This window comes from Actinoplanes sp. NPDC026670, assembly GCF_040638175.1.
Taxonomy (GTDB): domain Bacteria; phylum Actinomycetota; class Actinomycetes; order Mycobacteriales; family Micromonosporaceae; genus Actinoplanes.
The window spans coordinates 1-18,955 of the sequence record NZ_JBEZXU010000077.1; the positions used below are offsets into that span (position 1 = coordinate 1).

At 71.2% G+C, this 18,955-nt stretch carries 19 protein-coding genes; 7 read left to right on the plus strand and 12 right to left on the minus strand.

What is annotated here, in order from left to right:
* Positions 1 to 390 precede the first annotated feature (390 nt).
* The 3 genes from AB0E94_RS44625 to AB0E94_RS44635 all read right to left on the minus strand — a co-directional run bounded on the left by AB0E94_RS44625 (position 391) and on the right by AB0E94_RS44635 (position 2,991).
* A complete protein-coding gene (locus AB0E94_RS44625) occupies positions 391 to 1,551 on the minus strand; it encodes a hypothetical protein (RefSeq protein WP_360339957.1) in 1,161 nt (386 codons plus the stop codon).
* 18 nt (positions 1,552 to 1,569) lie between these two features.
* A complete protein-coding gene (locus AB0E94_RS44630) occupies positions 1,570 to 2,082 on the minus strand; it encodes a SigE family RNA polymerase sigma factor (protein WP_360339960.1) in 513 nt (170 codons plus the stop codon).
* 84 nt (positions 2,083 to 2,166) lie between these two features.
* Positions 2,167 to 2,991, minus strand: a complete 825-nt coding sequence (locus AB0E94_RS44635) for a phosphotransferase (protein WP_360339963.1) — start codon at positions 2,989 to 2,991, stop codon at positions 2,167 to 2,169.
* A 120-nt stretch (positions 2,992 to 3,111) separates the two neighbouring features.
* Between AB0E94_RS44635 and AB0E94_RS44640 the strand changes: the two genes are divergently transcribed.
* Positions 3,112 to 3,456 (plus strand): hypothetical protein, encoded by a 345-nt coding sequence (locus tag AB0E94_RS44640; protein ID WP_360339966.1) that lies wholly within the window; start codon positions 3,112 to 3,114, stop codon positions 3,454 to 3,456.
* A 31-nt stretch (positions 3,457 to 3,487) separates the two neighbouring features.
* Positions 3,488 to 4,123 carry a GNAT family N-acetyltransferase gene (locus AB0E94_RS44645; RefSeq protein ID WP_360339969.1) on the plus strand — a complete coding sequence of 212 codons (636 nt, stop codon included), beginning with the start codon at positions 3,488 to 3,490 and terminating at the stop codon, positions 4,121 to 4,123.
* Here AB0E94_RS44645 and AB0E94_RS44650 read toward each other — a convergent pair.
* Together AB0E94_RS44650 and AB0E94_RS44655 are read right to left on the minus strand one after the other, a co-directional pair.
* On the minus strand, positions 4,118 to 4,960 hold the full coding sequence (locus AB0E94_RS44650; protein ID WP_360339972.1) for a substrate-binding domain-containing protein: 843 nt from the start codon (positions 4,958 to 4,960) through the stop codon (positions 4,118 to 4,120). The genes AB0E94_RS44645 and AB0E94_RS44650 overlap by 6 nt on opposite strands.
* Positions 4,960 to 7,428 (minus strand): glycoside hydrolase family 2 TIM barrel-domain containing protein, encoded by a 2,469-nt coding sequence (locus tag AB0E94_RS44655; protein WP_360339975.1) that lies wholly within the window; start codon positions 7,426 to 7,428, stop codon positions 4,960 to 4,962. Before AB0E94_RS44655 ends, AB0E94_RS44650 begins: the two co-directional genes overlap by 1 nt.
* A gap of 109 nt (positions 7,429 to 7,537) precedes the next feature.
* Between AB0E94_RS44655 and AB0E94_RS44660 the strand changes: the two genes are divergently transcribed.
* Complete coding sequence (locus AB0E94_RS44660; RefSeq protein ID WP_360339978.1) at positions 7,538 to 9,718, plus strand: alpha-galactosidase; 2,181 nt, start codon at positions 7,538 to 7,540, stop codon at positions 9,716 to 9,718.
* A gap of 185 nt (positions 9,719 to 9,903) precedes the next feature.
* Positions 9,904 to 11,250: an ROK family transcriptional regulator gene (locus AB0E94_RS44665; protein ID WP_360339981.1), complete on the plus strand. Its 1,347-nt coding sequence runs from the start codon at positions 9,904 to 9,906 to the stop codon at positions 11,248 to 11,250.
* 78 nt (positions 11,251 to 11,328) lie between these two features.
* Here AB0E94_RS44665 and AB0E94_RS44670 read toward each other — a convergent pair whose 3' ends face one another.
* Positions 11,329 to 11,724 (minus strand): VOC family protein, encoded by a 396-nt coding sequence (locus AB0E94_RS44670; protein WP_360339984.1) that lies wholly within the window; start codon positions 11,722 to 11,724, stop codon positions 11,329 to 11,331.
* 91 nt (positions 11,725 to 11,815) lie between these two features.
* Positions 11,816 to 12,229 carry a hypothetical protein gene (locus tag AB0E94_RS44675; protein ID WP_360339987.1) on the minus strand — a complete coding sequence of 138 codons (414 nt, stop codon included), beginning with the start codon at positions 12,227 to 12,229 and terminating at the stop codon, positions 11,816 to 11,818.
* Between the two features lie 297 nt (positions 12,230 to 12,526).
* Here AB0E94_RS44675 and AB0E94_RS44680 point away from each other — a divergent pair, with 297 nt between their 5' ends.
* Together AB0E94_RS44680 and AB0E94_RS44685 are read left to right on the plus strand one after the other, a co-directional pair.
* Complete coding sequence (locus AB0E94_RS44680; RefSeq protein WP_360340093.1) at positions 12,527 to 13,165, plus strand: HEAT repeat domain-containing protein; 639 nt, start codon at positions 12,527 to 12,529, stop codon at positions 13,163 to 13,165.
* A 7-nt stretch (positions 13,166 to 13,172) separates the two neighbouring features.
* Positions 13,173 to 14,162, plus strand: coding sequence for a HEAT repeat domain-containing protein (locus AB0E94_RS44685; RefSeq protein WP_360339990.1), 990 nt, complete (start codon positions 13,173 to 13,175; stop codon positions 14,160 to 14,162).
* Between the two features lie 68 nt (positions 14,163 to 14,230).
* Here AB0E94_RS44685 and map read toward each other — a convergent pair whose 3' ends face one another.
* Positions 14,231 to 14,998 carry a type I methionyl aminopeptidase gene (gene map / locus AB0E94_RS44690; RefSeq protein WP_360339993.1) on the minus strand — a complete coding sequence of 256 codons (768 nt, stop codon included), beginning with the start codon at positions 14,996 to 14,998 and terminating at the stop codon, positions 14,231 to 14,233.
* 64 nt (positions 14,999 to 15,062) lie between these two features.
* Between map and AB0E94_RS44695 the strand changes: the two genes are divergently transcribed.
* On the plus strand, positions 15,063 to 15,329 hold the full coding sequence (locus tag AB0E94_RS44695) for a helix-turn-helix transcriptional regulator (protein ID WP_360339996.1): 267 nt from the start codon (positions 15,063 to 15,065) through the stop codon (positions 15,327 to 15,329).
* On the opposite strand, the gene AB0E94_RS44700 is transcribed toward AB0E94_RS44695, so the two are convergent.
* From AB0E94_RS44700 to AB0E94_RS44715, 4 genes are read right to left on the minus strand one after another with little or no spacing between them, the layout of a single operon-like run.
* Positions 15,317 to 16,189 carry an ATP-binding cassette domain-containing protein gene (locus tag AB0E94_RS44700; RefSeq protein ID WP_360339999.1) on the minus strand — a complete coding sequence of 291 codons (873 nt, stop codon included), beginning with the start codon at positions 16,187 to 16,189 and terminating at the stop codon, positions 15,317 to 15,319. The two genes, AB0E94_RS44695 and AB0E94_RS44700, sit on opposite strands and share 13 nt — an antisense overlap.
* Positions 16,186 to 17,094 carry an ABC transporter ATP-binding protein gene (locus AB0E94_RS44705; protein ID WP_360340002.1) on the minus strand — a complete coding sequence of 303 codons (909 nt, stop codon included), beginning with the start codon at positions 17,092 to 17,094 and terminating at the stop codon, positions 16,186 to 16,188. Before AB0E94_RS44705 ends, AB0E94_RS44700 begins: the two co-directional genes overlap by 4 nt.
* Positions 17,091 to 17,969 (minus strand): ABC transporter permease, encoded by an 879-nt coding sequence (locus AB0E94_RS44710; RefSeq protein ID WP_360340005.1) that lies wholly within the window; start codon positions 17,967 to 17,969, stop codon positions 17,091 to 17,093. The genes AB0E94_RS44705 and AB0E94_RS44710 overlap by 4 nt, the downstream gene beginning before the upstream one ends.
* Positions 17,966 to 18,955 (minus strand): ABC transporter permease, encoded by a 990-nt coding sequence (locus AB0E94_RS44715; RefSeq protein WP_360340008.1) that lies wholly within the window; start codon positions 18,953 to 18,955, stop codon positions 17,966 to 17,968. Before AB0E94_RS44715 ends, AB0E94_RS44710 begins: the two co-directional genes overlap by 4 nt.

The window sequence follows — 18,955 nt, forward strand, 5'->3', positions numbered from 1 at the left end:
TCGGATCCTGTCTCGACAAACCGGAACCTAAGGCCTGCAACGGCGTGCGCCTGTCTAAACCCCTCAAACCACCCACACATACGACCGGAGAGCCGACTTTTCAGGCCCGCGCCGATCTTGCAGCCCTTTCCACACCCCAGCACGAAGAAAGCTGCAAGGTCTCCCCAGCGCAGTAGACCTTGCACGGCAAACCGTGCCCAGACGTGAAGAAACGTGCAAGATCGCTGCCAACGTGGGGAACCGTGCAAGATCTACAAGGCTGATCGAGGACGAACCTTCTGCGAATACGGTTTCCAGCAACCACAGCCACGTCCGGTGTGAGGACCACGTGGCCGCCGCCTGAGCCGCGCAGCGGGGGCCGGCCCGTAGCGGCCGGCCCCCGCTCCCCCGTCAGTTGCAGTGCCAGATGACCGAGCGGCGCGTGGCGGACGCGTCGACGATCAGGCCGGTGATGGTCCGGCCGTCGTCACTCACGGTGAACTGGGAGTCGGCTGCCGCCATGGCGCCCTCGGGCACCGGGAGGTCCAGGGTGGTGTCGCCCGCGACGAGCACCGGGCCGCGGCCGGCCTCCGTGCCGACCAGCCAGCCCTCCGCGGTCACCGCGGTGGGCTCCAGCTTCGCCGACTCGAAGACCCGGGTCTCGCCGGTCCGCACGTTCCAGAGCGCCGGCGCCGACTTGAGGACGACCACCGAGGCGCCCCCGGCCGGCGGCCGCTCGGTGACCTGCACCGACCCGACGACCCAGCCGTTGCGGATGCCGAAGACCGTGCTCATCGTCGTCTTCTCGCCGCCGAGGTCCGGCAGGGGCAGGGCGGCCTGGGTGCCGTCGGGGCGCCAGACGAACCCCTTCCAGTCGACGGTGCCGATGATCGTGCCGTCCTCGTCGACGTCGATCGCGACCCCCTCCACCGTCCCCGGCGGGACCGCCAGGCGGACCGCGTCGCTCGTCGCCGACGACCACCGGACCGGCAGCCCGGCCGACTCGCCGACGATCGTCCCGGCGTCGTTGATCGCGTGCGGGCTGCCGTGCTCGACGCCCGGCAGCGGTGTCGCCGTCTCCTCGCGGTACACGAACGGGACCGGCTCCACCTGGCCGTCCTTCGCGAACCGCCAGCCGACCGCCGTCCCGGACCGGTTCACCGCGGTCATCGCCGCCGGCCCGGCGCCGGGCAACTCCACGGCCGTCCCCCGGCCGTCCTGCCAGAGCACCGCCCCGGCGACCGGCTCGGTGCGCCCGGCCAGGTGCCGGCCGGTCGGATCGGAACCCCGGACCACCGACGACGGGACCCCGGTCAGCTCCTGCATGGCGCAGGAGACCGGTGGCCGGCCCGGGCCGGCCACCTGGTCCGGTGCCGGGCCCGGGGCGAACAGGTCGCCGTTGACCGTGACGACGGCGGCGGCGGCCAGCGCGGTCACGGTGGCGCCGGCGAAGCCCGCACGGTGGATCGCCCGGCGGCGGCGGCCGGTGGCGATCGCGCCACGGACGTCGACAGCGGACGGGGTGGGTGGCTCGTCGTCGAGCAACTGGATCAGGTCATGCTCGGTACGCATCATCGCTCCCGGAAGAAGTCAGCTCGCGAACTGGAAAGCGGCGGCATCGGAGTCACCGAGCAGGCGCCGGAGCGTGGCCAGGCCACGTGAGGTGTGGGTCTTGACCGTGCCGGCGGTGCAGCCGAGCGCGGTGGCGACCTCGTCGACAGGCAGGTCGTAGTAGAAACGCAGCACCAGAACGGCCTGCTGGCGCCGGGGCAGGCGGCTCAGCGCAGCCCGTACCAGATGGCGGTCCTCTGCTCCTCCGTCGGCGACCGGCGCCGGCTCGGGCGCCTCGCGGAACAGGCCGACCCGGGCCCAGGCCAGGCGTTTCTCGTCCACATAGGTGCGCACCAGCATCTTGCGCACATAGGCGTCCAGGTTGTCGGCGCCTCGTGCCCGCTGCCATTTCACATACAATGTGGTGATCGTCTGCTGAACCAGGTCGTCGGCCCGGTGACCGTCGCCGGTCAGGAGATACGCCAGCCGTCGCAGCACGGGAATCCGCGCCGTGACATAGTCGGTGAACTCGTCATCCGAACCAGCCCCCATCGTCGTGCCCTCCCCGTCAGGTGTTTCGCGACTGAGACGGGCTCGGCGGATCGACCGGTTGACACGTCCTGCGAGAAATCTTCCTCAGAGCGCCTCGGCGATCATCCGGTGGCCCTGCGCCTCGAAGTCGTCGAGCCCCTGCGCGTACGCCCAGCAGGCGGTGCCGATCGCCTCCCGCATCCGGCCCCGGTCCCAGGCGCCGGGCGTGCGCGGGTCTGACCCGTACCCCGCCAGGAAGGCCGTCTCCAGGGCGGGGTCGTCGCGGAAGTCCTGGGCGGCCAGCCGGGACAGGTCGGTGTAGGCGGGCCGCAGCGCGGCCCGGCCGAAGTCGATGACGCTGACCACACCCTCGTGGATCAGCCAGTTGCGGGGCTGCCAGTCACCGTGCGTGGGCACGACCGGTTCGGGGGCGGCCGGCCAGCCGGTGATCAGGTCGCGCAGCCGGGCGGCGGTGGCCGGCGCGATGCGGTGCGGGCCGTCGAGGAGTCTCAGGCATTTGGCGTTCTCCCGGCGCTCGTAGTCGTCGGCGCCGGACGGGCGGCCGTGCAGCAGCGCCAGCAGTTCGCCCGCCTGCCGGAACACGTCCGGGCTGGCCACCGTCACCAGCTCGCCGGGCAGATAGGTGGTGACCAGCAGTTTCGCGTCGACGTCACCGTGCACCAGGGCGGGCGCCCGGCCGCGGCCGGTCAACGGGGTCAGCCACTCGTGGTGGGCGCGGAGCTCGCGGGCGATGTGGTGGTCGGCGGCGCCGCCGGCTTTCAGGATCAGCCGCCGGCCGTCGTGCACGAGCTCCAGCACCGTGGTCTCGACGATGCCCCAGCTGTGGTCCCGGACCACTCGCGCGCCGGGGAGCCAGGTGTCGAGCAGGGCGTGCTGGAGTGGCGCGAGTTTACCGATCGGATCAGACACGGTGGGGGCTCCCCTGGGTGGCCTTGCGGTATTTGTAGCATTTTGCAGCATCGCTTGATCGAGTCCACGCCGAACCCCGAGTATCCATAGGTCTATTTCGATCTATCAACGGGGATTCAGATGCGAAACCGAGCAACGGTACGGGCCACGGCCATCGCCGCCCTCGTCACCGGCGGACTGGTGATGGTCCCGGCGGCCGCGCAGGCCCAGCCGTCCAACTGCTGGAGCAGGTACTGGGAGGGCACCTCCATCCAGACCGGATGGCAGGCGGGCTGCAACACGACCACCCGCCCGGGCAACGACCAGTGGCGGGCGATCGCCTACTGCGTCCGGGAGAACAACCCCAGCGTCCGCGTCACCGTCTACGGTGGCTGGGTCGGCGGGGCCGGCGGCGTGACGTCGATCGCCCGCTGCGCGCTCAACTACTCGCCGAGCAGCGGCACGTACCAGACCCGCATCATCTGATCAGGTCATCTGATCAGGACCGTGCGCCGGGGTGGCTCGCCCACCCCGGCGTACGCTGTCCGGGTGCGTCGCGACCTGCTCGAAGGGCGGCACCTTCAACATGATCACCGATATCGCCGCGCTGGCCGCTGACCCGTCGCCGCTCGCTCGCACGATCACTGTGGACGGCGTCGAACTGGGCGTCCGCGCGCTGCTGCCCCAGGACGAGGGCGCCCTGGTGGCGTTCCTGGCCGGGCTGTCCGGGACGAGCCGCCGGTTCTGGCACGGCGACACCGCCCACGAGGTCGCGGCGGCGGACTGGATCGAAGCGATCGGCCGCTACGACAAGCTGCGTCTGGTCGCCGTCGACGGGACCGGACTGGCCGGGGTGGTCGACCTGAGTCTGTCGCTGCCGGCGGGGCACGAGATCACCCGGTACGCGGAGCACGGCATCCAGCTCGACCCGGAGCGGACGGCCCGGTTCGGCCCGTGTGTGGCCGGTCGGTGGCAGGGACGTGGCCTGGCCGATGCGCTGATCCCGCCGGCCTGGGACGCGATCCGCCTGCTCGGCCGGGACGTGGTGGTGCTGTTCGGCGGGGTGCACGAGAACAACGAGCGGGCCCGCCGCTTCTACCGGCGACACGGATTCGTCGAGGTGGGCGCCCTCGACATGTGGCGCAGGCTATGACGGGGCGGGCCCGGTGCTGGCACGCTGCAGGACGCGGATCGGTGGCCCCGGATATTCGGCCGGTTCCGCGCCGTCGAGGGCGGCGACCACCGCGCGCCCGACGGTGATCCCGTGTTCGTGCACGTCGATGCTGAGCGCCGACAGCGGCGGCACCGCCAGCTCACACAGTGGCGAATCGTCGTGCACGAGCAGGCTGACACCGGCCGGGACGCTCACTCCGGACCGGATCAGCTCCTGTTCGGCGGCCACCGCCATCACGTCGTTGTCGAACACGACAGCGGTCGGCGGCGGATCCGCTTCGAGAAGGGCGCGCACTCCCCGTACCCCGGCCTCGGCTCCGTAGTCTCCTTCGACGATGTGCACGAGAACGTCGTGTTCGGCGGCCGCGGCGTGCATGCCCGCGGTCCGTTCGGCGGTGTGCACCAGGTCGGCCGGGCCGCTGACCCGGCCGATCACGCGGTGCCCGAGGCCGGCGAGCATCTCGACGGCGATGGTGGTGGCGCCCGCGTCGTCGGTGACGACCCGCGGGAACGTGGGGGCGTCGGCCCGCCCGGCGAGCACGGCCGGCAGCCCGAGGCCGGCGAGGTGGCCGGGCCGGGTGTCGCCGTGGACGAGGTTGACGACGACGACCGCCTGCACGGTGCCGTCGCCGGCCCAGCGACGGTAGGTGCCGAGTTCGGCGTCGAGGTCGGGCACGACCAGGAGCAGGACGGTGACGCCGTGCGGGGACAGCGCCTCCTCCATGCCCGCGATCAGCTCCATGATGAACGGTTCGACGCCGATCCGGGCGTTGCTGCCGGTGAGGACGAGCCCGATCAGGCCACCCGGCGCCGGCATCAGCCGACCTTGGCCGGCAGGCTGAGCGCGTTCGCCGAGCGCAGCACCTCGGGCGCGCTGAAGGCCTCGCCGTCGACGGTGGCCGTGGTGCGGACGGTGAACGTGTGGGTCTCGCCGGGCAGCAGGTCGATCAGCATGTCGTCGACGAGGGCGTCGGGCGCGAGCCGGTCGGCGAGGAGCGCGATGTCGCGGGCGAACGATGCGGCGGTCACGGTCACCGAGTATCCGCCCTCGATCGCGACCGTGTGCGCCCGGACCGCGGCCGGGTCGTAGCGCAGGTCCTTGTCCTCGGCGAACAGGTGGATCGCGCGCAGCCCACCGGCGTCGGCGACCAGCACCTCACGATCGGTTTCGGACACCGCGAGCAGTTCGGCGTCGAGTTCGATCAGCGCCACCGATCGGGCCGCCACGTCGAGGTCCGCGACGGTCTCGGCCAGGACCACGCCGTCGAAGCGGACGCGGCGCAGCCGGGCGCTTTCGCGCCAGGGTTCGTCACGGTCGTTGATCACGGCCAGGACGGTCCGTCCGTCCCGCTCACGGATCGAGAGCAACACCTGGTGGTACGCCCTGCGCAGCGCGAACCAGGAGGGCTTGAGCCGCCCGGCGCCGTCCACGACCGCCCACGAGGTGACCGGCCAGCAGTCGTTGAGCTGCCAGATGATGCTGCCCATGGTGCGCGGGGCATGACTGCGCAGATGCTCGACGGCGTACGCGGTGGCGCGGGCCTGGTTGAGCTGGGTGGCCCAGTGCCAGTCCCCGAAGTCGGCCGGCACCGGCATGTGGTGGGCCAGCCCCCGGTCGAGTTTGCCGTTGCCGTCCTCGGCCTTCTGGTGCAGCAGGAACACCGGGGACTCCTTGCGCAGGTCCTCCGGGGCGATCGCCGAGGTCAGCGTGGCCCAGGTGGGTGGCGCCTGCCAGCCGAACTCGGAGCAGAACCGGGGCACGAAGTTGTCGTGGAACGTGTAGTCCTCCCGGTTCCAGGCGTCCCACTCGTGCCGGGTGCCGTACCTGTCGTCGTTGGGGTGCACGATCTCCGGGTCGTGACCGGGGCTGGACGGGCTGCCGGGATGGTACGGGCGGGTCGGGTCGAGTTCGGCGAGCAGCGCCGGGAAGTCCTCGTAGTAGTAGCGGGCGCCCCAGGTCCGGCCGTCGAGGTCGGCTTTCCAGCCCCAGTCCTCGTGGCCCCAGATGTTCTCGTTGCCGCCGTTCCACAGGATCAGCGACGGGTGCGGGGCGAGACGGGTCACGTTCTCCCGGGCCTCGGCGAGGATCTCCGAGCGGATCGGGTCCTCCTCGCTGTACGCGGCGCAGGCCAGCGGGAAGTCCTGCCAGACCAGCACGCCACGCTCGTCGCACACCTCGTAGAAGTCGTCGGACTCCCAGATGCCGCCGCCCCAGATGCGCAGCAGGTTCGCGTTCGCGGCGACCGCCCGGTCCACCGCCGCGGCAAGGCTCGCGCGGGTGATCCGGGTCAGGAGGTGGTCCTCGGGGATCCAGTTCAGGCCGAGGACGAAGATCTCCCGCTCGTTGACGACCAGGGTGAACCGGCTGCCGTCCGCATCGGGGGTCTCGTCGAGGCGGACGGACCGGAAACCGACCCGCGTCGTGTGCGTGTCGAGTTTCCCGGATCCGCTGGAAAGGGTGACGGCGACGTCGGTGAGCGGCTGGTCACCGTGTCCGGCCGGCCACCAGACCGGCGCGCCGGGGACTTCAAGGACGAGGGTGGTACGGACGGCGCCGGGCGCGATGACCGCCTCGGCACGCAGGAACCCGGCCGTGAGCTCGACACGGAGCTGTTCGTCGGTGGCGCGTTCGACGGTGACGTGCACGGTCAGCCTGCCGGTGCGCCCGTCGGTGTCGAGGGTGGCCAGCGGCCGGACCTCGGCGAGCCGGGCGGTGTGCCAGCGCTCCAGCCGCACGCCCTTCCAGATGCCGGCCGTCTGCAGGTCGGGGCCCCAGTCCCAGCCGAACGAGCAGGCCATCTTGCGGACCGCGTTGAACGGGTGCGGGTACGGCCGGGGGCGGCTGCCGAGTTGCTCCTCGATCTGCTCGGCGTACTCCAGGGCCGAGTCGAAGCGGACGCTGAGCGGGACGTCGCCGCCGGTCAGCAGGTGCCGCACGTCGAAACGGTAGCCACGGTGCATGTTCGCGGTGCGGCCCAGCTCCTCGTCGCCGAGGGTGATCGTGGCGACCGTGTCGAGGCCGTCGAAGACCAGGTCGACACGGTCGCCCGGCTCGGCCGGGCCGGCGGTGACCGTCGTGTCGTAACGCCAGGCGCTGCGGTGGAACCAGGTGAGCTCGGCCTCGTTGCCGCCCAGGTACGGGTCGGGGATCAGGCCGGCGTCGAGCAGGTCGGTGTGCACGGTGCCGGGGACGGTTGCGGGCACCGGGGCGGCGGCGATCTCCGGCGGGACCGGTCCACCGGCGGCCCGGACGGTCCAGCCGGTGTGCAGGTCGGTCTTGAGCATGTCGGGAAACTCCCTGTCGAGTGGGTTCGGGGGTTGCCGCCGCGCCGGGGCTACCACATTCTTAAGCAACTGAACGAAGTCCGTCAACGCTGGTGGAGCGGAGGTACGGGTGGCCGATTTCGTCCATCTGAGCAGGGACGGCGTGAGTGTGGTGCTGGACTGCCGTGGGTCGTCACTGCCCGCGATCGTGCACTGGGGAGCGGCGCTCGACCCCCCACCCGGCGTGGCGACCTGTGGCGCGGAACGCACCACGGATCACCGCGCGGACCTGGCGGCGGTGGCGCTGGCCGCGGCCCCGCAGCCGATCGGGTTCTCGGTGGACGGGGCGGTGCGGGTGTCGGTCGTGCCGGAGCAGTCGGCCGGCTGGCTGGGGCTGCCTGGACTCGCCGGGCATCGTGATGGTCGGGCGTGGTCGAGCGCGTTTGCCGTGTCCGGCATTGATCGGGGGCGGGTAGCCGTACAGATCAATGGTTTTGATCGGGATGCGGGCCTGGAGCTGACCGTCGACCTGGAGTTGCTGGCCGGTGGGGTGTTGCGCGCTCGCGCGCGGGTGACGAGCGTGGCGCCGGGAACGTACTGGCTCGAGCATTTGATGGTTTTTCTGCCGGTACCGGATTCGGCGGTGGAATTGCTGGATTTCACCGGGCACCATCTGCGGGAGCGGGCGCCGCAGCGGACCGCGTTCACCCACGGGCTGCGGGTGCGGGAGAACCGGACCGGGCGGACCGGATATGACTCCGCGTATGTGCTGTGCGCCGGGACAGCAGGCTTCGCCAATCGGTCCGGGCAGGTCTGGGGATTGCATACGGCGTTCTCCGGTGGGGCGCGGACCGTTGCCGAGCGTAACTATCACGGGCATGCGGCGCTGGGTGGCGGCGAGTTGCTGCTGCCGGGCGAGGTGGGGCTCGGTGCGGGTGAGTCGTACACCTCGCCGTGGGTCTACGGGGTGTTCGGGGCGGACGGGCTGGACTCGATCGCTGACCGGTTTCACACGTATCTGCGGTCTCGTCCGCATCATCCCATCCGGCCGCGGCCCGTCGTCGTCAACACGTGGGAGGCCGTCTACTTCGATCATGACCTTGAGCGGCTGACCGAATTTGCCCAGGCCGCGGCGGAGGTCGGGGCGGAGCGGTTCGTGCTCGATGACGGGTGGTTCGGGTCGCGGCGCGACGACACGTCCGGGCTCGGGGACTGGACGGTGTCGGCCGACGTGTGGCCGGACGGGCTCGGGCCGCTGATCCGGGTGGTGCGGTCGCTGGGGATGGAGTTCGGGCTGTGGGTGGAGCCGGAGATGGTCAATCCGGACTCGGACCTGGCGCGGGCCCATCCGGACTGGATCATGGGGGTCGGTCACCGTCTGCCACCGGCGGCACGGTCGCAGCAGGTGATGGATCTGCACAACCCGGATGCGTTCACGTATGTGCTCGGGCGTCTCGATGCGCTGCTGACCGAATATGACATCGCCTACCTGAAGTGGGACCACAACCGGGATCTGGTCGAAGCCGGGCATCCCGGCAGCGGGCGGGCCGGGGTTCACGATCAGACCCTGGCCGCCTACCGGCTGCTGGACGAGTTGCGGGCGCGGCATCCCGGGGTGGAGATCGAATCGTGTTCGTCCGGGGGCGGGCGGGTCGATCTGGAGATCCTCGAGCGGACCGACCGGGTCTGGGCCTCCGACTGCATCGACGCTCACGAGCGGGTGGCGATCCAGCGGTGGACGTCGCTGCTGGCGCCGTTGGAGTTGATCGGTTCGCACGTGGGGGCGCCCACGTCGCACACCACACATCGGACGTTGCCGTTGTCCGCACGAGCCGCCTCCGCCATTTTCGGGCACTTCGGCATCGAGTGGGATCTGTCGGTTATTTCGAAGGAAGAGCGCGGCGAGCTGGCGGCCTGGGTCGACCTCTACAAATCGGTCCGCGGGCTGCTGCACTCCGGGACTCTCGTGCACGGCGATGTGGCCGACCCCGCCTACTCGGTGACCGGCGTCGTCGGGGCGGATGACGCGCTGTTCGCCCTGACCGCGACGGCGACCAGTGTGTCGTACCCACCAGGTGTCGTGACCCTGCCCGGCCTCGATCCGGACCGCGTCTTCCACGTCCGCCCGCAGCCACCCGGCGACGTCCCCGACGGCAACGCCGCAGCCTGGGGCGCTGCGCTACCCTGGTGCACGCCGCAGGGCGTCCGTCTCAGCGGGCGCGCGCTGGGCGCCTCCGGGCTCCGGCTGCCGGTGCTGTATCCCGACCGTGTCCTGCTCGTCCGTGTGACCCCGACCGAGGTGGCTGAGTGAGGGAAGCGGTCGGCGAGCCGGTCTCGAGCCACGGCCAGGTGGCTTCCAGCCACGGCCAGACGGTTTCCAGCCACGGCCAGACGGTTTCCAGCCGCGGCCAGGCGGTTTCCAGCCGCGGCCAGGCGGTTTCCAGCCGCGGCCAGGCGGTTTCCAGCCGCGGCCAGGCGGTTTCCAAGGGCGGCCAGATGCGGGGAAACGTCGGCGAACCGGTTTCGAACCGCCCGGGCCGGGGTCGCCGGCCCGCCGCGCGGGAGAGCATCCTCGACGCCATTCGTGCGTCCGACCAGCTCAGCCGGGTCGAGCTGGCCGCGGTGACCGGCCTGACCGAGGCTGCCGTGTCGATGACCGTCCGCCGTCTGCTCGACGAGGGCCTGGTCGTCGAGACCGGCCGCACCCCCACCGGCGGCAAACCACGCACCCTGCTGCGCCTGGACCCGGCCGCACGCCTCGCCGTCGGCGTCCACCTGGACCGGGACGTGACGACGTTCGTCCTGACCGGCCAGACCGGCGGCGTGATCTCCCGCCTGACCCGTCCCGCGCCGCCACCGCCCACCACGCCGCCCTCCCCCGTGGCGCCTGCCTTTCCCGCGGCGCCTTCACCGACTCCGGCCTTCGCCGCGGTGTCCCTGCTCGCCGGCCCGGTCGATCCGGCGGTTGCCTCCGCTGCCGCATCGTCCTCCGCCGGCCTGCTCGCCCACCTCGCCGAGGGCATCGGCACGCTTCTCGCCGGGTCCGGAGTGGATCACGCACGCTGCCTGGGCATCGGCGTCGTCTGGCCGGCCCCGGCCGGCGGCCTGCCGCCCGGCTGGGACTCCCCGCCACACCTGCGCGACTGGGACGCCGACGAACTCGGCCGCCGCCTGGCCGAGGAGACCGGCTGGCCGGTGCTGGTCGAGAACGACGCCACCGCCGCGGCCGTCGGCGAATACTGGGTGGCCCGGGTCGGCCCGGAACGCGCGTTCGCCGCCCTCTACATGGGAAGCGGCATCGGCGCCGGAATCGTCGCCGACGGCCGGGCCATGCGCGGCGGCCACGGCGCAGCGGGCGAATTCGGGCACATCTGCGTCGAGGTCGACGGCCCACCCTGCTGGTGCGGAAGCCGCGGCTGCCTGGAGGCCCTGGCCGGCCCGCGCACGGTGGTGGTCGCCGCCCGCTCCGACCCGGCCGCACTGGCCGAGGCGGGCCTGGGCAACGCGACGGGCCGCGGCGTGGCGGCGGACTTCGCCGCGGTGGCCCGGGCCGCGCGAGCCGGCGCCCCCCATTGCCTGGCGCTGCTGCAAAACTCGGCACGGTACGTCGCAGCCGCCGCCGAATCGGTGGTCAACCTGCTGGACGTCGACCTGGTGGTGCTGACCGGCCCCGGTTTCGCCGCGGCGTCGTTCGTCTACGGCCCGGCGATCATGCGCCGGGTGGCCCCCGCCGACACCAAGACGTGGCGCCGATCAGTAACGGTCACCGTCTCCCTGGCCGCCGCCACCGCTTCGGCCACCGGCGCCGCCGCCCTGGTCCTCCAGTCCCACCTGCGCCGCTGACCGAGCCGCCGTCCCGCCCCCTCCTCGTCAACCGCCCCGGGCCTTCCCCACCCGCCCCCCGAAGTCCTTCCTTCCGGTCTAGGTCGCGGTGGTTTCGTTGATTTCGATCAAGTGGCCGTCCGGGTCCCGGAGGAACGCCCGGACCTCGCCGCCCCACTCGGGTTCGGCTGGTCCGCTCAGCAGGCCGACGCCGTCGGCGATCAACTCCGAGCACGACAGGCGGCAGTCGTCGACCTGGAGAACGATTGCCGCAGTCGCTGTGGTCGCCACGGTGTCCGGTGCCCGCAACGCGAGTCCGGGCCGGTCCGCCGGTGGATCACCCGCACCGGCGAGGTGCAGAACCGCACTCCCGTTGACGAGTTTCGCGTAGGTGTCCCACTCGACCTCGGCCGCGAAGCCGAGTCTCCGGTAGAAGGTGGCACTCACCGCGACATCCCGCACCACCAGCAACGGCGCGATCCCCGACACCCGCATCCCGAAAACGCTACCCGAGACCGGCATCCGCAGGCATTGATCAACTTCCCGCGACCGGCGACGTTGATCGACTCATCGACGCCTCCACCCTTCAGGGCGAGAAGGTCCAGTCAACGATGGACAAGCGGCTGGTGGGATGCACCACCGACAGTTGCAACGGCACCGTCTCCCGGCGGATCGGTACGACGAGTGCCAAATCGGCCTGTTCACCCGGGTCGAGCTGCGGATCCCCGGCAATGGCGGGATCGATCGGGAGCGAGCGCGACAGGTCGGCCAGGTAGACCTGGCCGAGAGAGTCGAGCAGGCCCGTTCCCGAGGCGAAGCCGGCCGGCGTCCGTATGGCGCCGATGTTCTCCATGCGGACCCTGAAGAACAGGGTTCGCTCCGGTCCGATGTCCAAGGGCGGCCGATTCGGGTCCGGGCAGGCCGAGATCTCCACGCGGGCGCCGTCAGCCCCGTTCACGGTTCCGGACCAGCCCGGGCAGGCCACCATCAGGGGCTTCACGAGACTGAGCCTGGTCGTGTAACTCTCGGATCCGGGACTCTGTACAACCACCAAAGGCGGGACGACCGACCGCTCATCTGCGCGGATTCCGGCGATCAACGCGGTAGCGATCACCACGATGGTGAGGGCTGCTGCGCCGGTCGCCACTCGACGGGCGAGTGGAGTGAGTCGGGGCGCGGTCACGGACACGCCATCGGCGACCGGCCCGCGGATCCAAGCACAACCGGGCAATGACCGGGCTTGACCTTGACACTGTGACAAGCCCTTCACTGGGGCGTGGAGGTGGTCCCGGTGATCATGCAGGCTCTCCAGGGGTTGGAGAACACGAGCTCGTCGGTCCGGTTGCAGGCGGTGATGGCGATCGGTACCGCCCCGGACCCCGGGTATGTCGACGGGCTCGTCGACAGGTGTGCGGTGGAACCGGACTTCTACGTGCGGGACATGCTCACCTGGGCGATCACCCGGCATCCGGCGGCGGTGACGGTTCCGCGGCTGGTCGGGGAGCTGCGGTCGGCGAATCCGCAGGCTCGCAGTCAGGCCCTGCACACGCTGTCGAAGGTCGGCGACCGGACGGCCTGGCCGGCGATCACCCGCGAGCTGCTGACCGACGCCGACGACGAGGTGGCCCGGACCGCCTGGCGAACCGCGGTCGCGCTGGTGCCGGAGGACGCGAAACCGGGGCTGGCCGCGGTGCTGACGTCGCAGCTCGGGCGGGGTGACCGGGCGACCCGGCTGAGTTTGAGCCGGGCACTGATCGCGCTCGGTGAGACAATCGTCCCGACCTTGGAGGCCGCGATGAGGAGCACTGACCCGCACGTCGCCGGTCACGCGGCCGCGACCCGACGGCTGCTCGACGACCCGGACGCCGGTTTCGAGCTCGCCGTCGACGAGGCGATCCGGATCGTGGCGCTGGGCCCCCAGGCACGGGAGAAGTGAAGGGCAGGTGCTGATCGGTGAGGTGGCGCAGCGGTCCGGGGTGAGCGCCCGGATGCTGCGCCACTACGAGTCGCTCGGTCTGCTCCGGCCGACCGGGCGCAGCCATGCCGGGTATCGGGAGTACACCGGCGAGGACATCCGGCGGATCTTCCACATCGAGAGCCTGCGGTCGTTGGGTCTGTCGCTGCGCGACGTCGGGCGGGCGCTGGAGGATCCCGCGTTCACCCCGTCCGGCCTGGTCGAGGATCTGATCCGGCGGACCCGGGAACGCATCGCCCGGGAGACCGAACTACTCACCCGGCTCCAGCGGATCGGGGACGCCGAGCCGACCGGCTGGGCTGACGTGCTTCAGGTCGTCGCGTTGCTGCACGCCCTCGGGTCGGACAGACCGGAGGACCGGCAGCGGGCGGCCCTGGCCACCGGCACGGCGCCGGTGTCGGCCCTGGTCGAGGCGGCGCTGAACGAGTCGGACCCGAATGTGGCCGGCGCCCTCCGGTGGGCGCTGGCCCAGTCCGGTGACGCCGGGCCGGAGCTGCTGGCCGACGGTCTGGAATCGCCACTGGCCGAGGTACGGCAACGGGCCGTGCGTACGCTCGCCGAGATCCCCACCGACACGGCGGCCGCGCTTCTGCACCAGGCTCTCGGCAGCGCGGACATCGCGGTCCGGCGGCATGCGGCGCTGACGCTCGGCCCGCGCGGGGTGCCCGAGACGATTCCGATCCTGATCGACATGGTCGTCCACGCGGTGAACGACGTCGACGCCGCCGATGCCCTGGGGGTGCTGGCGGCCGATCCCACGCTGGCCGAGGCCATCGCCTCCGGGCTGGTCGGGCGGCTCTCCCCCGGTGACGTGCCGGTGCGCCGCCGGATCACCCAGGCTCTCGCCGACATCCCCGGCGACACGGCCACCCGGACTCTCACCGAACTGTCCCGGGACGAGGACCGTGGCGTCGCGCTGACCGCCGCGTACCTGCTGGAGTTGCGTGGCGAACGTTGACGGGTCGTCTGCCTTGCCGGCGCAGGTCGGCGGCGACGGCCCGGTGTTCCGCCTCATGGCGGTCGATGTCAGGGGCGGCGGGTGAGGACCTGCGGGCCGGCCGGGGTGATGGCGACCGTGTGTTCGGAGTGGGCCGTGCGGGAGCCGTCGGCGGAGCGGATCGTCCAGCCGTCCTTGTCGAACTTGATCTTGTCGGTGGAGCGGCAGAACCACGGCTCGATGGCGATCGTCAGGCCCGGGTCCAGGCGCATGCCGCGGCGGGCCCGGCCGCTGTTGGGGACGTGCGGGTCCTCGTGCATGGTGCGGCCGATGCCGTGGCCGCCGAACTCGCCGTTGACGCCGTAACCGTAGGAGCGGGCGACCTCGCCGATCGCCGCCGACACGTCGCCGAGACGGCCGCCGGGCTGGGCTGCCGCGATGCCGGCTTCGAGAGCGACCTCGGTGGCCTCGATCAGCTTGAGGTCGGCCGGGTCGGGGGTGCCGACGACGACCGAGAGCGCCGAGTCGGCGACCCAGCCGTCGATGCCGACCGCCATGTCGATGCTGACCAGGTCACCGTCACGCAGCACGTAGTCGTGCGGCAGGCCGTGCAGGACGGCGTCGTTGACCGACAGGCAGAGCACGTTGCGGAACGGGCCGCGGCCGAACGACGGCGCGTAGTCCCAGTAGCAGGACTCGGCACCGCGCTCCTTGATCCGGCTGCGGGCGTGGTGCTCGATGTCCATCAGGTTGACCCCGACCTCGGCGACCCCGCGTAGTTCGGCGAGCAGTTCGCCGACGAACTTCCCGGCCACCGCCATCCGGCCGATCTCCTCGGCGGACTTGAGCTCGATCACGACAGCCTCCCTCTCCGTGTGCGGTATTTTTATACCACGCAGCTGGAGCGGCTATCCTGCGGGCATGGTTCGCCAACCGCTCACCGCCGAACAGATCGCCGCGGGCCAGCGTCTCGGGGCCGCGCTCCGGGCCGCGCGGGGCGCACGCAGCCTGGTCGAGGTGGCTCTGGCGGCCGGCATCTCGCCGGAGACCCTGCGCAAGATCGAGACGGGCCGGCTGCCGGCGCCCGCATTCGGCACGGTCGTCTGCCTCAGCCAGGCCCTCGACATCCCGCTGAGCGACCTGGCCGACGTCTGGCTGGCCGGCGCCGTGTTCAGTCAGGCATCCTGAGGCCCGAGCAAACCAGGGTCCGGGACCACGGCCGGCCCCGAAGCCGCAGCCGGACCCAACGGCCCCGCAGCCGCAGCCGCAGCCGGGCCGAAACGGCGTGCCGGGCTCGGCGTCGCGTCGGCCAGCAGCCGGGTGTACTCGTGTTTCGGGTTGAGGATCACCTCGTCGGCCGGTCCGCGCTCGACGATCCGCCCGCGGTACATGACCAGGATGTCGTCGGAGAAGTGCCGGGCCGTGGCCAGGTCGTGGGTGATGTAGAGGACGCCCAGGTCCTCCTCGCGCTGGAGGGTGGCCAGCAGGTTGAGCACGCCGAGGCGGATCGACACGTCGAGCATCGAGACCGGCTCGTCGGCGATCAGGATGCCCGGTGACGGGGCCAGCGCGCGGGCGATGGCGACCCGCTGCCGCTGGCCGCCGGAGAGCTCGTGCGGGCGACGGCCGGCCATTCCGGGGTCGAGCTGGACGCGTTCGAGCAGCTGGCGGACCCGGGCGTCGATGTCGGCGCGGCTCAGCTCGGGGTGGTGCAGCCGCAGCGGCCGGGTCAAGTGATGGGCGACGTCGTGATGCGGGTTGAGGGACGCGAACGGGTCCTGGAACACCATCTGGACCAGCCGCCGGTACCGGACCAGCCCCGCGCCGCGCCGGGCGACCGGCCGGCCGTCGAGCAGGATCTCGCCGGCGGTCGGGCGTTCGAGCTGGAGCAGCAGTCTGGCGATCGTCGACTTGCCGCTGCCGCTCTGCCCGACCAGCGCGACGGTCCGGCCGTGGTCGAGGGTGAACCCGACGTCGTCGACGGCCCGCAGCCGCGCCGATCGCGACCGGTACTCCTTGACGAGGCCACGCGCCTCCAGCCGGGTCATGCGGCGCCGCCCCGGACGAACGCGGCGCGGTCGCCGGTGAGGCTGGGGAAGGAGGCCAGCAGTTTGCGGGTGTACTGGTGCCGGGGCTCGTGGTAGATCCGCTCGGCGTCGTCGAGTTCGACGATCTCCCCGTGCCGCATGACGGCGATCCGGTCGCTGATCTCCAGCAGCAGCGGCAGGTCGTGGGTGATGAAGATGACCGCGAACCCGAGTTCGTCCCGGAGCCGGCTGATCTCGCGCAGGATGTCGCGCTGCACCACGACGTCGAGGGCGGTGGTCGGCTCGTCCATGATCATGATCTGCGGCTCCAGGGCCATGGCCATCGCGATCATCACCCTCTGCCGCATGCCGCCGGAGAGCTCATGGGGATAGGACCTCAATCTGGTACGGTCCACGCCCACCCGTTCCAGCAGGTCACCGCAGCGCCGCCGCCGTTCGCCGCGGGACATCCGGGGGCGGTGCGTGACGAACACGTCCTCGAACTGGTCGAGGATCGAGATCACCGGGTTGAGCGAGTTCATGGCGCCCTGGAAGACCATCGAGATCCGGTCCCATCGGGCGGTCCGCAGCTCCTCGGCGTTCAGCTCACCCCAGTCGACCTCGCCGGACGAGGGCGAAGGAGCCGGCGAGGAGGGGGCCGCGGCGGAAGGGGAAGGAGTCGCGGGAGGGGAGGAGGCGGGTGCGGCGGCGTGGAACACCGCGCGGCCCGCGGTGATCACGGCGGGTGGTTTGAGGAGACGGACCATCCCGTACGCCAGCGTGCTCTTGCCGCAACCGCTCTCACCGGCCAGTCCGAGGATCTCGCCGCGCCGCAGCGTGAAGGAGACGTCCTTGACCGCGTGCACGACCGGATCGACGAGATAGTCGACGCTCAGGTTCTCGACGGTCAGCACCGGCTCGCTCACAGCGTCGCCTCCCGGGCCCGGCGCAGCTGCTCGCGCGACATCCGCCAGCCGCGGCGGGCGGCCCGGGTCTGGTCCCGGAGCCGGGGATTGATCTTCTCGTCGATCGAGAAGTTGATCAGCGCGAGGGCCGCCCCGAAAAGAGCGAGGAGCAGCCCCGGCGGTACGAACCACCACCACGCCCCGAGTCGCAGCGCGAGGCCGTTCTGCGCGTAGTACAGCATGGTCCCCCAGGTGAACGTGCCGCTGGCGCCGAGCCCGAGGTAGGACAGGCCGGCTTCGCCGAGGATCGCGAAGATGACCGCGAACACCACCTGGGAGGCGAGCAGCGGGACCAGGTTGGGCAGGATCTCGACGAGCAGGATCCGCCACCGTTTCTCCCCGGCGACCCGGCTCGCCAGCACGTAGTCGCGGCTGCGCAGGCTGAGGGTGGAGCCACGCAGCACCCGGGCCGACCCGGCCCAGCTGGTGATGGCGAGCACGATCGAGACGAGCAGCAGGCTACGGTCCGGCATGTAGGCCGAGATGACGATCACCACCGGCAGCCCGGGGATCACCAGCATGACGTTGATGAACAGGGAGAACGATTCGTCCAGCCAGCCGCCCGCGTAGGCGCCGACGATGCCGAAGAAGCCGGACAGCAGCAGGGTGAGCACCCCGACGACGGCGCCGACGATCAGCGAGCCGCGGGTCGAGTACGCGAGCTGGGCCAGCACGTCCTGCCCGGTCTGGGTGGTGCCGAGCAGGTGGTCGGCGCTGGGCGGGGTGAGCCCGATGTCGTCGACGCGCAGCGGGTCCTGCACGACGAGCGGGCCGAGCAGCCCGAACAGCGCGATCGGCACGGCGATGAGCAGGCCCACGGTGAGTTTGCCGGTCACGGGGCGGTCCGGATCCGCGGGTCGACGACCGAGTAGAGCAGGTCGACCAGCAGGTTCGCGCCCAGCACGGACAGCGTGATGATCAGGAAGATGCCCTGCATGAGGGCGTAGTCGTTGCCGCCGACGGCCTGGAGCAGGGCGGATCCGATGCCGGGGTAGGAGAAGACGGCCTCGGTGACGATCGACCCGGCGACCACGAAACCGAGCGAGATGGCGAACCCGGAGACGGACGGCAGGATCGCGTTGCGTGCCGCGTACCGAATCATGATCTTTCTGGGTCTGAGCCCTTTGGCCTCGGCGGTGATCATGTAGTCCTCGGAGAGCGTGGCGACCATCATGTTGCGCATGCCGAGCATCCAGCCGCCGATCGACGAGATGATGATGGTGAGCGCCGGCAGGGTTCCGTAGTAGAGGACCGAGCCGAGGAAGGGCCCGTTCCAGCCGGGGGTCACGTTGTAGACGTCGTATCCGCCGTTGAGCGGGAAGACCGGCCAGACGCTGCCGAGCACGAAGAGCAGGATCAGGGCGAGCCAGAAGTACGGCACGGACTGGAACATCGTGGTGACCGGGATGAGGTTGTCGGTCCACGAGCCGCGTTTCCAGCCGGCGACGGTGCCCAGGCCGACACCGGTCAGGAACGAGATGACGGTGGCCAGGCCGATCAGCCCGATCGTCCAGGGCAGGGTCTGCCCGATGATCGTGCTGACCGGCGCCGGGAAGAACACCAGCGAGACACCCAGGTCGCCGCGGGCCAGCCCGGCCAGGTAGTCGCCGTACTGGGCGAGCAGCGACCGGCTGGAGTCGGCGCCGAGCAGGGCCTCGATGGCTTTGCGGGTCTCCGCGGTCACCGGGCCCTTCTGGCCCATCTTGGACAGCATGATCTCCACGGGGTCGCCCGGCATCATCCGCGGGATCGCGAAGTTGACGGTGAGCGCCGCCCACAGGGCGACCACGTAGAAACCGAGCTTGCGGATCAGGTGGCGCAC

What these genes read in the sequence shown, in the direction of transcription:
- AB0E94_RS44650 (WP_360339972.1), bottom strand. Translation starts at nt 4,960, where the DNA reads ATGCCGGCGCCGGGTGGCCTGATCGGGCTCGTCCTCACCGGCAGCAAC.
- AB0E94_RS44630 (WP_360339960.1), bottom strand. Translation starts at nt 2,082, where the DNA reads ATGGGGGCTGGTTCGGATGACGAGTTCACCGACTATGTCACGGCGCGG.
- AB0E94_RS44640 (WP_360339966.1), top strand. Translation starts at nt 3,112, where the DNA reads ATGCGAAACCGAGCAACGGTACGGGCCACGGCCATCGCCGCCCTCGTC.
- AB0E94_RS44695 (WP_360339996.1), top strand. Translation starts at nt 15,063, where the DNA reads ATGGTTCGCCAACCGCTCACCGCCGAACAGATCGCCGCGGGCCAGCGT.
- AB0E94_RS44680 (WP_360340093.1), top strand. Translation starts at nt 12,527, where the DNA reads ATGCAGGCTCTCCAGGGGTTGGAGAACACGAGCTCGTCGGTCCGGTTG.
- AB0E94_RS44625 (WP_360339957.1), bottom strand. Translation starts at nt 1,551, where the DNA reads ATGCGTACCGAGCATGACCTGATCCAGTTGCTCGACGACGAGCCACCC.
- AB0E94_RS44670 (WP_360339984.1), bottom strand. Translation starts at nt 11,724, where the DNA reads ATGCGGGTGTCGGGGATCGCGCCGTTGCTGGTGGTGCGGGATGTCGCG.
- AB0E94_RS44655 (WP_360339975.1), bottom strand. Translation starts at nt 7,428, where the DNA reads ATGCTCAAGACCGACCTGCACACCGGCTGGACCGTCCGGGCCGCCGGT.
- AB0E94_RS44700 (WP_360339999.1), bottom strand. Translation starts at nt 16,189, where the DNA reads ATGACCCGGCTGGAGGCGCGTGGCCTCGTCAAGGAGTACCGGTCGCGA.
- AB0E94_RS44665 (WP_360339981.1), top strand. Translation starts at nt 9,904, where the DNA reads ATGCGGGGAAACGTCGGCGAACCGGTTTCGAACCGCCCGGGCCGGGGT.